The 13,945-nt window shown below is 63.2% G+C and carries 15 protein-coding genes; 6 read left to right on the top strand and 9 right to left on the bottom strand.

Annotated features, from left to right (window positions below; genetic code table 11):
• Together VFP86_11545 and VFP86_11540 are read right to left on the bottom strand one after the other, a co-directional pair.
• Positions 1–1,041 (bottom strand): M81 family metallopeptidase (locus VFP86_11545; GenBank protein ID HET9000273.1); only part of this gene is annotated, 1,041 nt, incomplete at its 3' end.
• Positions 1,042–1,122: 81 nt separating this feature from the next.
• Positions 1,123–1,839 carry an N-acyl homoserine lactonase family protein gene (locus tag VFP86_11540; GenBank protein ID HET9000272.1) on the bottom strand — a complete coding sequence of 239 codons (717 nt, stop codon included), beginning with the start codon at positions 1,837–1,839 and terminating at the stop codon, positions 1,123–1,125.
• Between the two features lie 199 nt (positions 1,840–2,038).
• Between VFP86_11540 and VFP86_11535 the strand changes: the two genes are divergently transcribed.
• On the top strand, positions 2,039–2,479 hold the full coding sequence (locus VFP86_11535) for a hypothetical protein (protein HET9000271.1): 441 nt from the start codon (positions 2,039–2,041) through the stop codon (positions 2,477–2,479).
• Positions 2,480–2,675: 196 nt separating this feature from the next.
• Here the strand turns inward: VFP86_11535 and VFP86_11530 are convergent, their stop codons facing one another.
• Positions 2,676–3,308 carry a hypothetical protein gene (locus VFP86_11530; GenBank protein HET9000270.1) on the bottom strand — a complete coding sequence of 211 codons (633 nt, stop codon included), beginning with the start codon at positions 3,306–3,308 and terminating at the stop codon, positions 2,676–2,678.
• 293 nt (positions 3,309–3,601) lie between these two features.
• On the opposite strand from VFP86_11530, the gene VFP86_11525 reads away from it, so the two are divergent.
• From VFP86_11525 to VFP86_11505, 5 genes are all read left to right on the top strand, one after another.
• Positions 3,602–5,563, top strand: coding sequence for an ABC transporter substrate-binding protein (locus VFP86_11525; protein ID HET9000269.1), 1,962 nt, complete (start codon positions 3,602–3,604; stop codon positions 5,561–5,563).
• Between the two features lie 112 nt (positions 5,564–5,675).
• On the top strand, positions 5,676–6,167 hold the full coding sequence (locus tag VFP86_11520; protein ID HET9000268.1) for a DUF3830 family protein: 492 nt from the start codon (positions 5,676–5,678) through the stop codon (positions 6,165–6,167).
• Between the two features lie 14 nt (positions 6,168–6,181).
• Positions 6,182–6,688, top strand: a complete 507-nt coding sequence (locus VFP86_11515) for a DUF3830 family protein (GenBank protein ID HET9000267.1) — start codon at positions 6,182–6,184, stop codon at positions 6,686–6,688.
• Positions 6,689–6,722: 34 nt separating this feature from the next.
• Entirely contained in the window at positions 6,723–7,172 is a 450-nt protein-coding gene (locus VFP86_11510; protein HET9000266.1) for a DUF3830 family protein, read from the top strand.
• Positions 7,173–7,227: 55 nt separating this feature from the next.
• Positions 7,228–8,253, top strand: coding sequence for an LLM class flavin-dependent oxidoreductase (locus VFP86_11505; GenBank protein HET9000265.1), 1,026 nt, complete (start codon positions 7,228–7,230; stop codon positions 8,251–8,253).
• A gap of 113 nt (positions 8,254–8,366) precedes the next feature.
• Here VFP86_11505 and VFP86_11500 read toward each other — a convergent pair whose 3' ends face one another.
• The 6 genes from VFP86_11500 to VFP86_11475 all read right to left on the bottom strand — a co-directional run bounded on the left by VFP86_11500 (position 8,367) and on the right by VFP86_11475 (position 13,698).
• Positions 8,367–9,380, bottom strand: coding sequence for an ABC transporter substrate-binding protein (locus VFP86_11500; GenBank protein HET9000264.1), 1,014 nt, complete (start codon positions 9,378–9,380; stop codon positions 8,367–8,369).
• Positions 9,381–9,434: 54 nt separating this feature from the next.
• Positions 9,435–10,292: an ABC transporter permease gene (locus VFP86_11495; GenBank protein ID HET9000263.1), complete on the bottom strand. Its 858-nt coding sequence runs from the start codon at positions 10,290–10,292 to the stop codon at positions 9,435–9,437.
• Positions 10,289–10,984 carry an isochorismatase family cysteine hydrolase gene (locus VFP86_11490; GenBank protein HET9000262.1) on the bottom strand — a complete coding sequence of 232 codons (696 nt, stop codon included), beginning with the start codon at positions 10,982–10,984 and terminating at the stop codon, positions 10,289–10,291. The genes VFP86_11495 and VFP86_11490 overlap by 4 nt, the downstream gene beginning before the upstream one ends.
• Positions 10,977–11,849: an ABC transporter permease gene (locus tag VFP86_11485; GenBank protein HET9000261.1), complete on the bottom strand. Its 873-nt coding sequence runs from the start codon at positions 11,847–11,849 to the stop codon at positions 10,977–10,979. Before VFP86_11485 ends, VFP86_11490 begins: the two co-directional genes overlap by 8 nt.
• A complete protein-coding gene (locus tag VFP86_11480; GenBank protein ID HET9000260.1) occupies positions 11,842–12,579 on the bottom strand; it encodes an ABC transporter ATP-binding protein in 738 nt (245 codons plus the stop codon). The genes VFP86_11485 and VFP86_11480 overlap by 8 nt, the downstream gene beginning before the upstream one ends.
• A gap of 225 nt (positions 12,580–12,804) precedes the next feature.
• Positions 12,805–13,698, bottom strand: a complete 894-nt coding sequence (locus VFP86_11475) for an ABC transporter substrate-binding protein (GenBank protein ID HET9000259.1) — start codon at positions 13,696–13,698, stop codon at positions 12,805–12,807.
• Positions 13,699–13,945: the final 247 nt, after the last annotated feature.

The raw sequence follows: 13,945 nt of genomic DNA, 5'->3' as shown, positions 1-13,945 counted from the left end.
CGCATTGTGTGCTGCATCGGCGGCCTCAGGGTCGTACATGGTGCCGAACGCGCTATCGGTCAGACCCGCTTCAACCATGGCACGCAGCAGATGGGTCCCGTCTCCGGGAGCCCCGCCGCCGGGATTGTCGCTCATCTCGTTGATGACAACGGGCGTGGCGGCGACCGCCAGCCTGACCGCTTCGGCGACCGCCGCGGCGGGCTGCGGAAACTTTACGTGAAACGCCTCGCGGCGCGCCCAGATCTCTTGCGCCACAGCCCGCACGGCTCGACCCGCAAGTCCGGGATCGCGTTCAGCCACTGCCACAACAGTCACCCCGGCCTCCGGCAGATCTGTGTGGGAGAAGCCGTGGAAGAAGACGCAGTCGATCAGGCCGGGCTGTTGTTCCCAATAATGACACAGGGCGTTGATCGTTCGTGCCGGTTCCAGGGCCGACGCGGACGCCGGGATCACGAGCGGCAGCGCCTCGAGCGCCATCGCCGGTTGGATCTCTCTCCCTAGCACCCGCAGAAGAAACGCCACGGCTTCCTGCCCGCGTTCGTATGAGTCGGTGTGCGGATATTCATGGACACCAAAGAGTCCCGTCGCCAGCGACACCATCCTGGGGGTAATGTTGCCGTGGAGGTCGAGGGTAACGGCGAGGGGCATGCCGTCGCCGACGACCTCGCGGACTGCCTCGAGCACCCCGCTTTCCAGATCGGGAGATCCATCGGCGATGCCTGCCCCGTGGAGCGCCAGACAAACCGCATCGAGCGGCATCGCTTGCTGAATGCCCCGGACCAATTCGGCGACCATCGTGTCGTAGGCGTCCCGGGTGATCGTGCCCCAGGGCTCCGTACGCGCGGCAAAGGTTGGGATCAGTGTGACGCCGAGACGCTCGCCCGCTTCGATCATCCCGCCGAGATACGTGCGCGTGCCGCGCTCACGCGCGAGAATCCCTTGCCCGTGATCCCAATGGCGATCCTTGAACATTTGGAGGGTGGTCGGCGGTGAAAACGTGTTTGTTTCGTGGCTGATCTCACCGATGGCGATTCGCGGCATGATCATCCTCCTCAGATAGGATGAACGCGCAATTAGCGCGATGGGTCGGCTTGAGCCGCCATTTCCCGGGCAAAGCAGCGCCTACTCGTAGAACTTTGGCGCTTTCTTGAGCTTCTTCCACTCGTCGGGGTCGTGGCCGTACACGATGAGCGCGACCTTTTCGAGAGCGGCGAGGTCCACGAGCTTTCGGGTGCTGGCGCGCGTGCCAGATTCGTCTAGATCGAAGGGGCCCATTGGGCGATTTTCGGGGGTGTGATTACCAAGCGCTTGGGCCATCGCATCGATGGCAAGGAGCACTGGGCCAGTCTTGGGCAGCCGTACGAGAACCGACATGTGTCCCGGGACGTGGCCGCTCGTCTCAATCAGCTCGACCCCACGCAGTAACTCCGTGTCCCCATCGACAAATCGGTAGCGTAGGCGGGGATGGCCCCACTCGTCCCGCGTGGCGGTGAAGCGTGGGTGTCCCGCTTTTGCAGCCTCGTAGTGCCGCCGTTGGACGACAATCTCCGCGCCGGTGAAAGTCGCAAGACAGCCCGCGTGATCTCGGTCAAAGTGCGTGGCAATAAGGTAGCGAATATTCTCCGGGCGGACGCCGAGATGAGCAAGCTGATTCACAACAAGGTCGTCCTCCGTAACCCGGGCGCCTTGGTGATCGGGGCGCTGGCTTATTTCGACCATCTGCGGACCGAAGCCAGTGTCCACGAGGATATTCAAATCGTCATCCATCTGGATCAGGTAGCTCGGATATGGACTTCCGTTGGTCGGGTTCATCCCAACCTGCATTATGTACAATCGCATATGTAGCCTCCGTTTCGGTCACGCGATAGTGTGAGACGACCTTCGAAACACTATGAGGAAGATCGTATCCTGTGGCGATCTTCCCTTCGATGGCTACGGGCCGCTTTCCCCGCCCGCCGGTGGGCCCCCATATCGTCATTTCCGGCATCTCGGCGCCGCACGCAGGCGGCGCCGCCCGTCGCCGAAAAATACCGCCGGGATGCTTCGCCACTCCGTGATCCGGCGGCTGCGCGACACGACCACGCCGGCGCTGCAGGCGGAAATGCTGCAGGGCCTGGCCTACCTGCGTACGGAGTGCCCGATGGTGAAGTCGGGCGATTACGGCGAGGACCTCTTCGGCGGCTCGCGGCGATTCGACGACCCGCCGCCGTTCGAGGCGACGCCGGTCTGGCGGCGCGGAGCGGACGGCCCTCCGGCCAACTACGACGTCGGCCTCCACCTCGACTTCGACGACTGGGACAGCTACCGGCGGTACAGCCCGCACCCCGTCCATCAATCGGCCTCGGCGTTCAACGGCGCGGTCTCGTGGGACGAGCTCACGGCGCGGGTGGACTGGTACTTCGACGGCGAGGCGCCGACCAGGCGGGGCCACGTCAAGCACGTGGCGATGTTCGTGGGGGCCGACAGCGTTATTGCTTGAGGATCGTGCCGGGAGCCCGTCTTGGCCTTCATCGAACCTAGCTTTTACTGAACGTGCTTCTTTAATCCCGGTCAAAGGTTCTTTGGACTCGCCGCCTTGCAGCGCTTGGTCGAAGTCACGATTGGTGGATCAGGCGAGCCCTTCACCTCGCGCAAGCGCCGCTAGGATCTGGACGCTCAATCCGGCCTCCTCGCGCTTACGCCGGCCGCTTCGCCCGTTGGATGGTGTCGTAGACGAGGCGGACGTTCTCGATCCTCTCGAATCTCGGCATACGAACTCGCACCTTGATGCTGAACCGAATGGGCTGCCCGGGAAGCTGGGACGAAACGGTTCCGCCGGCGGCCTGCACCACATCCGCGGGCACGGAAGAATCCCGATTGGAGGACGAGCCCGCCATCAGCGGTAGTGCGCCAAAGATGATGGTCCCCCGCCCGTCCGGCCGCTCCGAAATCGTCAGATCGTCGAGCTTATCGAGATCGAGCGACTCGACATTCAACCCGAATAACCCCGATGCAATGAGGATATGCTGATCGGTCACGCCATAGTAGGTGTTCGCCCGCACCCAGGCATCCACGATAAATCGCCCGAACAGCATGTACACGCCGAAGAGCACGCACGGGATGCCAAAGAGGATGAAGACAACCGGCGCGCCGCTGGTCGCCACGCCGAACGCCCAAAACGCGGAAAACCCGCAGATGAACAGGCTGAATGGAATGAGCGAGAGATCGGTCGATCGCACCATGATGCCGGTCGGCGGCGCGCCCGACCATAACAGTTTCTCGCCTGGAACGAGCATCCGGCTGATCACCTGATCCGGGGCCTCGCGCATGCGGTTTCCACCTCCGCCGCTGCACTATGATGCCCAACTCTCGAATAGGTCAGCCAATAGCGTCTGAAACACCGCGGGGATGGGTGTCCTAGGCAGGCGATCCGCGGGCATTAGCCGGCCTTGTCCTGCTTGGCGTTCACAGAATTCGCCCAGCCGCTTGCTCCAAGGAAGCCCCAGGGATTGCTTGTTTAATGGGTGAATACGCGACGGAGAGCGCCGGGTGGGCTCCTTTGATGGGAGGGAGTACAGGCGTCTAGACGGAAATCTCGGCCAAGACAATTGGAGGCGTACCGATGAAAAGCACACTCTATCGCATCGGGATCCTGGCGATCGTGCTGCTCGCGTTGGGGGCCTGGCTGTCGGGCCCGGGCGGCGGGATTTTTATGCCGGCGTCAGCGCTGGCCCAGGCCAAATACCACGAGGCGCCGATGCTCGCCGCCCTCGTGCGGGCGGGCAAGTTGCCCCCGGTCGCACAGCGTCTCCCCGAGGATCCGCTCGTTGTCAATACCGTGGAGGGGATCGGCCAGTACGGCGGCGTCTGGCGCCGCGGTTTCCTCGGCCCGAGCGATTTTAACAACGTCCACCGCATCGTCTACGACGCCCTCGTGCGCTACTCACCGGACGGGAGCAAGGTCGAGCCGAAGTATGCCTCGAGCGTGACGCCGTCCAAGGACTTCACGACGTGGACGGTCAAGCTGCGCGCGGGTGCCAAGTGGTCGGACGGCAGCCCGTTCACGGCCGACGACATCATGTTCTGGTACAATGACGTGCTCCTGAACAAGGACCTCACCCCAGCCCTGCCCGTGTGGATGAAGAACCACGATGGCTCACCGGTCGCGGTCCAGCGGGTGGACGACATCACGGTCCGCTGGACGTACAAGGACCCGAACACCACCTTCCTGATGGAGCTGGCCAACAAGGACAGCGGCGACCGTCAATATGCGTGCTTTCTCCCGGCCCGATACCTGAAGCAGTTCCACGCTAAGTACGCGGAGCGGGCGAAGCTGGACCAGTTGGTCGCCGCGGCCAAGTTCAAAACGTGGGTGGAGCTCTTTGCCGCCAGGGCGCATCCGCCCGAGAACCCCGAGCGCCCCGTAATGGCGGCGTGGGTGCCCGCGACGCGCATCAGTGACCAGCTGTTCGTGCTGCGCCGCAACCCCTACTACGTTGGCGTGGACAAAGCGGGGAACCAGCTCCCGTACATCGACGCGGTCCAGTTCAAGTTTTTTGCCGACATCCAGTCCCTCAACCTCGCCGCCATCGCCGGCCAGCTGGACGAACAGGAGCGGCATATCATCCTCAGCAATTACCCGGTGCTCAAGGAGCACGAGAAAGACGGCAAATACCGCGTCATCCTCTGGCAGGGCTTCGGCGGCGCGGACGCCGACGTCACGTTCAACGAGACCTACATCAAGGACCCCGACCTCGGCCGCTTGTTCCAGAACCGGGACTTCCGCATCGCTATGTCGTACGCGATCAACCGGAACCAGATCAAAGAATCTGCGTTCCTCGGCCTCGGCGAAGCACGCCAACCCGTCCCCGCGCCCTGGTTGCCATACTACCCCGGCAATCTCTACGCTTACAAGTACACGGAGTACCGGCCCGACGAGGCCAACCGGCTGCTCGACCGAATCGGCCTCGACAAGAAAGACCCGGAGGGCTTCCGCTTCTTTCCCGGCAGCAACCGCCGAGTCACCGTCGAGCTCTCCGTCGTGCCCGTCTTCGGTCCTTGGCCGGACGTCGCGCAGCTGATCGCCAAGGACTGGGAGCGGGTCGGCATCAAGACGATCGTCCAGGTGCGTGAGCGGTCGCTGCACTTCCAGATGCGCCAGTCCAACGATCTGCAGGCGGAGATCTGGAACCAGGGCAGCGGCGGCTTTCCGTTCACCGGAACGACGATGTACGATCCCCGCACGATCCTCTACGGCACCATCACGACCGGGCCTCTGTGGAAGCAGTGGTTCGACACGAACGGGAAGGAAGGCATGGAACCCCCGGCGCCTGTCAAGCGTCTCGTGGAATTGATCGACAAGGCCAAAATGGACGATCCCAAGACTCAGGTGCGGGACGCTCAGGAAATCTTCAAGATTTGGGTGGACAACGTGTTCGAGATCGGCACGATCGGCCTGACCCCGATGGATCAGGGCGTGGCCGTCGTCAACGTCCGCATGCACAACGTGCCGACCAAGCTGGGCAAGGACTGGCCGCTGCGCACGCCGGGAAACGCGCGCACGGAGCAGTTCTACTACAAGTAGGCGCACCGACGGCGCGGCGGGCGGCGGGGAGATCCCGAGTCCGACGAGCGAGAGAGAAGACTCGAAAGGCCTTCGCTGACGCGTGGAACAACCGGGGGGGAGGAGTGGGTCGGTGTCCGATCAACGAGTTGATCCGCATGTTCTGTCTCGAAAAATCCGGATCTCCTTTCCAGATGATGGTACCTTTGCCGTGGCAGATCTTCTAGAGGAGGACTGTCCAAACACCTGTGAGGCGATATGGCACCACTTGCCTCTGCGCGTAAAGGCGATACATGACATCTGGTCCGGGCATCAAGTATTAGCCCACCTGGACAACAAGTTTGTGCTTCCGCCCGAGAACGTCCTTACCTACCTTCCCATCCCCGGCGACATCTTCTATTACTACAGGCCCCACAACTACTTCCGGGGCTCCCCCTATGGAAGATCTGAATCCGCAGAGATAGGCATCGTCTATGACAGGGACACGAGGCCGCAGGGACCGCGCGGGCCAGAAGCCGTGAGCCTCTTTGCGAACATCTCCTCTAGTCTAGAGGACTTCGCAAGGGCCTGCGAAGATATGATCTACCGGGGCCAGAAGGATCTCCTCATCGAGAAGCTGGAGTGAGTCGGATGAGGAAGTTGCTCTTTGAGCTGGGTGGAACACGGGCCATTGCTGAGATGCACGATGACGTCGTACCGAAGACATGCGATGCGGTCTGGAACGTGCTTCCGGCCGAAGGGATGGCGATCCACGCCAATTGGTCGAGCCGCGAGATCATGCTGCATCTTCATGGCGAGAAGATACTTCGGCTTCCCCCCGAAGGGCCGGTTCGGCGCGGGACCACCGCTCCCGGTGATATCGTCTACTTCTGGCGATCCCCCCAGATGTCTCGCGGCAAGCAGTTGGCTTACAGCTCCCAGTTCCAGCGGGAGCTGTCAGAACTCGCCATCTTCTATGGCGATCCGGCCGGCGGCGGCCTGGCCGCAGACGACCCAGCACGCAGCGGCCGAGATTCGAATTTGCAGGTCGCCACGTTGTTCGCCACCATCATCGACATACCAAAGGAATTCGCGCAGAAGTGCGAAGAAGTCCGTCACAATGGCCTGCAGATGCTGGTCGTGAGGAGGTTGGAACGTTCGGCGTGACCACGGTGAGGCCCGCGCGGGCGAGACTTGACCAATGACGAGAGTGAAGATCACGCTGGGCAGAGCCGAGGCGTTTGCGCAACTCGAGGAGAAGGACGCGCCAAAGGCCACGAAATGGCTAAAGGAGATGCTTCCGATCGAGCGGCAGGCCATGCATAGCATGGAGAACGGCCGCGAGGTCTACGTCGTGCTCGATCCTTCCGATCGCATAGAGGAAGAGAATCAGACGATCTACCAGACCGTCGGCGATCTGATCGTGTACTACAAACCTGCCATCTTCGTGAAGCCAGAGTGGCCGAGGCATATCCGCGACTTCCTCGTCATCGGATTCATCTACGAGCGCGACAGCGCGATAAGGGGAATGAGTGGTCCACTCGCGACGAATCTTGTCGGAAAGATCACTGAGGGGATCGATGCACTCGCCCGCGAGGCCCCACGGATGCGGAGGGAAGGATTCGGGAAGATGCGCGTCAGCTTAGCGTAGATGAACGGGAGTCCCTGACGGCCTGATGGTAAAGTTTGGCGTAGGGATGGCGCCGGTGGAGCCGCTGAAGAAGGTAATCTCGGTGGCGAAGCTGGCCGAGGAACTGGGCTTCGAACACTTCGTTCACGCCGACCAGCGATTCTCGGGTGAGAAAGATGTGTTCGTAACGCTCGCCGCCGACGCCCTGAATACAACGACGATAAAGCTCGGGCCATGCGTTTCCGATCCGTTCAGTCGGATCCCTGCGATGCTGGCCGCTGCCGTCGCAAGCCTCGACGAACTTTCGGGGGGACGGGCCCTGCTCGCCCTCGGCGCTGGTGGATCTGGTTTCGCCCAGATGCATCTTGAGCGGAGGCACGTCAACGAGGCCCTCCGCGAAACAGTCACAATGATCCGAGCGCTGTTCAGCGGGGAAACAGTCAACTTCGACGGCAGACTTTACAAGCTCACCAACGCTCAGCTGAGGTTCGATGTACGGCCGGACATACCGATACTCATAGCGAGCAGAAGTCCGCTGAACCTCGAGCTCGCCGGTGAAATTGCGGACGGCGCGGTGATAGCGACCTATGTGTCGAAGGAGCAGCTGGCGTTCGCGATCGAGCGAGTGAGGGCCGGAGCCAAGAAGGCGGGACGGCGCTTGGAGGACGTCCGACTGATCTCGTGGGTCTACACCTCGATCTCCGACGACGGACGACAAGCCGTGGAGAACGTCAGGCCGTTCGTGACCCAGGCGCTGTTGAATACCTCCCCCGAGGCCTATCCCGTCATACTCGACGGCTTCGACGAAGTGTTGCCATCCTTCCTCGGGAAGTGCCGCACTATGGGTCGGGCAGGATTGGAGGCGGCGTACCAGGAGCGGAAGTATCTAACAGACGAGGTTATCAAGCGGTTCTCGGTCGCGGGCACGGCCGAGGATTGTATCGAGAAGATCAAGGAGATCATTTCCTTCGGCATCAACGACATCTGGCTGAGGTGTTTTTCCGCTCCACAGTCAGAAGTGGAACACGAGAAAGTGATCGTGCCCTTCGCCGAAAAGGTGATGCCGCGCTTTACGGCTGACACTCGGCACTCACCCGCCTAAGGCTTGAGGTATCCCCTTCCTCCTCTGTTCCCGTGCAAGTCTGCGAGAGACACCAAGAATGGAACTCAGCGAAGGATAGGAAGGCCTCCTGAGCCTACCGGCCCGAGCGTCCGCTACTTGACGAACTGGTTCGTCCACAGCACTCCTTCGCGCGTATCCGCCTGCCCGTTCAACGCGCCGATCGACGTGAGCACGTCGACCTGGTTCTTGACCGCCTGCTGGCTCAGCCGTCCGCCCTTCTTGATAGCGGGAACGAGCGCGTTGAACGACAGCGCCAGCGTCGCGTCATCCGTCTCGGGGAAGTAGACCTTGAGGAGACGCAGCGCGGTCGGCCGGTCCGTGAGCATCCAGTTGTAGGCCTCGTTAAGCGACCGCGTGTAGGCCTCGACCGTCGCGGTGTTCGCGTTCGCCCACGACTTCATCGAGGCGATCGATTCGAAGGCGAAGTCCGCAAACTCTTTCGGGCCCTGTCCCGCCGAGTTCTTGATCAGCACCGTGCCGTCGCCGTCTTTCTCAAGGATGTACGGCGCAGGCGCGGAAAGCATGAACGCTTCGATCCGCTTGCTCTTCATGGCCGCGACAAGCGCCTGGCCCCCGCCGACCTGCACGAAGGTCGCGTCCTTTTCCGGGTTGTATCCGGCCTTCCGCAGCAGATACTGCGGGAAGAGCTGCGTCACCGCGCCGGGCCGCGTGATCCCGAACGTAAGGCCGCGGAGCGCCTTCAGCTTGCCATCGAGGGACGAGGCCGGGGTGACATTCAACCGCTTCAGCACGTCGTTGCGGACGACGAGGTCCATCGTCAGCGAGTTCACCATGCTATAAATCAGGACCGGGTCCTTCCCTTCCTTCTGCAGCGCCACAATATCGTCGACGCCGAGGTCGACCAACTGGACGTTGCCGCTCAAGAGCGAGGCGACGCCGAGCTTCCCGCTGTCGATCTCGACGTATTCGAAGTCCAGGCCGTTTTTCTGAAAGATTCCCTTGGACTTGGCGAGGAGCGGGACCGCGAGGTCGATCACCTTGAAGCCCGCCTGCCGGATTTTGGTAAGCGACTGCGTCTGCGCGGCGGGAGCCGTAAGAAGAACCGCCAGCAGCAGTGTCGTAATCATGAGCCCGGCCCGCTTCATCGCACTCCTCCTTTGCCGAGTTGGTGCGCCGTGCCCGTTCTCATAGGACCACCGTTAACCCTTCACGGCCAAGACCAGATCCTCGCGGGGCCGCCATCCGAGCAGCCGGTGCTCCAAAAGGCCCAGCGCGACGTCCATCGCGGCGACGATCAACAGCAGCGCGACGATCGCCGCCAGCGTCGCCGCGGTGTTGAACTGCTCGGCCGCGGTATTCACGAGATACCCAAGGCCCGCATTGGCGGACATGAATTCGCCGATCACTGCGCCGATCAACGCTTCCGGCACGGCGATCCGCAGGCCGGTCATGAGGTAGGGGACGACGCTCGGCAGCGCGATCTTGCCGACCACGTCGATGCGGCGGGCGCCCATCACTCGGACAACATTGACGAGATCCGGGCTCACTTGATACAGTCCCGCGACCACGTTCATAAACACCACGAAGAAGACAAAGATCGCGGCGAGGACGATTTTCGGCGCCGACCCTAGACCAAACCACATGATGAACAGGGGCGCAAGCGCGATCTTCGGGATCGAATAGAAGGCGATCAAGAACGGGCGGAGCACATGCTGCGCGGTTTCCTGGAACGCGACCACGACCGCCACGACGATGCCGAGTACCGCGCCGATCGCGTAGCCGCTCAGCACCTCGGCGAGCGTCTGGATCAAGTTCGGCCAGAGCCGTCCCGTGGCAACGAGGGTCCAGAACGCCCTCAGCACTTCGAGCGGATCGCTTATGAACTGGCGATCGGCGAGGCGGCCGGACGCGAACACCCACGCGCCGAGCGCGACCGCGAAGATGGCAGCCCTGGCCGCGGCGATTGACGCGCGGCTCACCGCTTCTCGCGCGGCCACTCGGCGGCCGATTTCGTCGTGCAGGCGAAGTTCGTGCGGGGACGCGGCCACACCGCTCACTCGACGAACTCCTTCGGCGACGACGGTGCGGCCACTCGCCCAATCCTCGTCCAGTGTTCGGCGACGACACCGGCCGGGGCGACCAACCCAAAGTAGCGGCCAAGATTGTCGAGCGTCATGGCCTGGACGTCCGGATCGGCCGCCGCGGTACCGTCCTCTACGACGACTACGTAGTACCCGAGCGCGAACGCGTGCTGCACGGTCGTCTGCACGCAGAGGTTCGTGACGACGCCGACCGCAACTACCACGTCCACCTTTCGCGCGCGAAGCAGCGCGTCAAGGTCAGTGCCCGTGAACCCGTCATAGCTATGACGTACGATTGTAATATCACCAGGCCGAGGAGGCGTGAGTTCGTCGTCCAGCGCGGCCCCCCAGCCGCCGGCCGCGCACAAAATCTCCTCGCCCATGCCGCGCGCGACGTAGCGGGCCTGATAGTTGGGGGCGTCGACCTCGCGGCCGTGCTCCATCGTCACGTAACAGACGGGGACGGCGGTGGCTCGCGCGGCGGCGACGAGCGCGTTGATGACGGGGATCACACGGCGCAGCGACGTCGCCCCCGGCAAGCGGCGCGCGCTCCACCCGTCGGGGTGCACGAAGTCTCGCTGAACGTCGACTACGAGAAGCGCGCACCCGCCGGGCCGCAGCAGCTCGTCCAGCGTGGTCAGGATCCGGGTCGCGGCGGGCTTATCCAAGGGGACTGCGCTCCCGCGGCACCCACGGCAGCCACCAGCGCTCCAGCGCCGAGACGCCGGCGTTCATTGCCATCACGAGAATAAGGAGGCCGAAAATGGCGGCGAACACATCCGCCGTCCGGTACCGCGAACTCGCGGCGTTGATGAGGTAGCCCACGCCACGGTTACTGCTGATGAACTCCGCCACAATCGCGCCGATCAGCGCCGCCGGGATCGTGATGCGCAGCCCAGCGACGACGAACGGCATGGCGTTCGGCAGCACCACCTTCCGGAACACGGCCGCCGGCGTCGCCCCCATGACGCGGACGACGCTCACGAGACCGCCGCTTACGGTCCCGAGGCCGGCCATCGTGTTGAGGTACACGACGAAGAACACGAAGGTCGCGGCGAGGATGACCTTAGGGAAGATGCCGATGCCGAACCACAGAATCATCAGCGGCGCGAGCGCGATCTTCGGCGTCGCGTAGGCCAGCAGAACCAGTGGACGCAGGGCCGGCGCCGCCCCCGGAACGAGCCACGTCCCGACGGCCGCGAGGAGACCGGACGACGCGCCCAGCACGTAACCCAGAAGGGTCTCCGTCAGCGTGTACTGGAGATGAAACCCCAGCGAGCCATCGACGACTATCCGCCAGAACGCGCGCGCGATGCTGACCGGGTCGCTAAGAAACAACCGGTCCACGATGCGGCCCGACGCCCCCCACCACCCCGCCAGCAGGACGCCGAGCAGCAGAATCTGCCAGGCCGCGACGGTGGTCCGCCTACCCCGCTCCCGCCGCTCGGTGTCGGCCGCCTCCCGCCGCAAGACTTCCGACTCACGCCCGGGAACGCGGTCGTCGATCCAAATGGACCGTGCGCGTTCAGCCAACGGGAGGCTCCGGACCGCGGGTGATTTCTGCGCGGAGACCGTTCCAAAGCGGATCGTAGACGTCCGCAAACCCGGGCGCCTCGTGAATATGGAACACATCCCTCGGACGCGGGATCGGCACGTCGCGGATTTCCTTGATCGTTCCAGGAGCCCGGGTGAAGATCGCGATCCGGTCAGACAGCGCGATTGCTTCCACGAGGTCGTGGGTCACAAAGACGATGGTGCGACCGCTGCCCTGCCACAACTGGAGCAGTTCATCCTGGAGGACCAGGCGCGTCTGCGCATCCAGCGGGCCGAACGGCTCGTCCATGAGGATCACGTTGACGCTCTCGTCCACGAGCGTCCGGACGATCGAGACCCTCTTGCGCATCCCGCCGGAGAGTTCATGCGGATAATGATGCTCAAAGCCCCTGAGGCCCACCCGCTCGAGGTAGGCCAGCGCCTTGTCCCTCCGCTCGTCGCGTGGAACGCCCTTCAATTCGAGCGCGATTTCTACGTTGGCCAGCGTCGTGCGCCACGGCAGCAGGTTGTCGTCCTGCGTGACGTAGCCGCCACGGGTGTTGATGCCCCGGATAGGATGCCCGTCGTGGAGCACCGCGCCGTCGGACGCCTCCGTCAGCCCGGCGAAGAGGTTCAACACTGTGGATTTGCCGCAGCCCGACGGGCCCACCAGCGTCAGAAACTCGCCCGGACGGACACCGAGGGTGACGTCCCGGAGAGCAGTCATCATGCGGCGGCCGGCTCGGCCGCGCGTCACGAAAACCTTGTAGACGCCGCGCGCCTCAAGAACAAACACCGGCCTCGCCGGCGCACGTTCGGAACCAGCCGTGCTTACCTGGATCTCAGGCGCGGGACCAAGCACGCAGCCGTTCACGCAGCAGGTGTATCACGATCCGTAGGTCGCCCACCACGGACGACGGTCCAGCCAGCCAGTTCCCCCGGCATCATCAGCCTCCTACTTAACGATCGCGTTGGTCCAGAGCACGCCTTCGCTCGACGGCGCGGTCACCGGCTGTCCGATGGCCTTAAAGATGTTAAGGTACCGCGCGACGCCGGCTTCTGTGAACCGGCCGTCGGGACTGATCGCGGGGAGGGTCGCGTCAAGCGAGACAGCAAGGCTGTCGGCGGGCGTATCCTGGAAATACTTCTGGCCCAGGATCCGGAGCGCTTCAGCTTTGTTGGTACGGATCCACGCGGTTGCCTTGTTCACCGCGCGCGCATAGGCCTGCAGGGCCGGCGCGTTGGTGCGCAGGTAATCAACCGACGTGAATAGCGTCGTATAGCTTGTGTTGCTGAAGTCCGGCACGTCACCCGCGGTATCGCGAATGATGATCTGACCGAGATGCTCGCGCTCGAGCGTCTGCGGCAGCGGCGGAGACAACAGGAATGCGTCGATGCGGCCGGAGCGGAACGCGGCGGCCAGCGCCGGCACGCCGCCCACCTGCACCAGGTTCGCGTCCTTGTCGGGGTTTAGGCCTGCCTTAACAAGAAAGTAGCGCGCGAAGACGTCGGTCGGCGCGCCCGGGCGCGTGATGCCGATGTTCAAGCCCTTCAGCACCGCGTAGCGCTTCCCAAGCGGCGAGAACCGGCTGACGCCCGTCCGCTGGATGATCTCGTTCCGGACGATCAGATCGAGGGTCACGCGCGTGACGAGATTGTAGAAACTGATCACCGACTTGCCTTCTTTCTGCAGGTCCGCAATTCCGAGAGGATCGAGGTCCGAGACCTGGGCCTGGCCCGAGACCACCGTCGCCGGCCCAAGCGCGCCGCTGCTGATTTCCTGGAAAGCGTAGTCAACGCCCTCCTGCGCGAAAACCCCCTGCTCGAGGGCGATGTACATTGGCGCCATGTAGAGCACGCGGAATCCCGCCTGTCTGATCTTGTAGCGCATTGTCTGCGCTCGGCCGGCGGAAGGCATCAAGGGACATACAAGAACGAACGCAATCAGCGCGCCCAGAAGAGCGGTGAGGTGTCTACGCGGACTTTTCATAGCCCCCCCGTTGTTGAGACAGAATCGCCGCAACGCGCCACGCCGGAAGTAGCTAACCATTCGATGAAACCCGACCGGAAGCCTTGTTCGAGTCCCGTTTTCCGCT

It is taken from the genome of bacterium, from assembly GCA_035703895.1.
Lineage (GTDB): Bacteria > Sysuimicrobiota > Sysuimicrobiia > Sysuimicrobiales > Segetimicrobiaceae > Segetimicrobium.
Note: the sequence above shows the minus strand (reverse complement) of the source record. Positions and strands in the feature narration are given on the sequence as shown.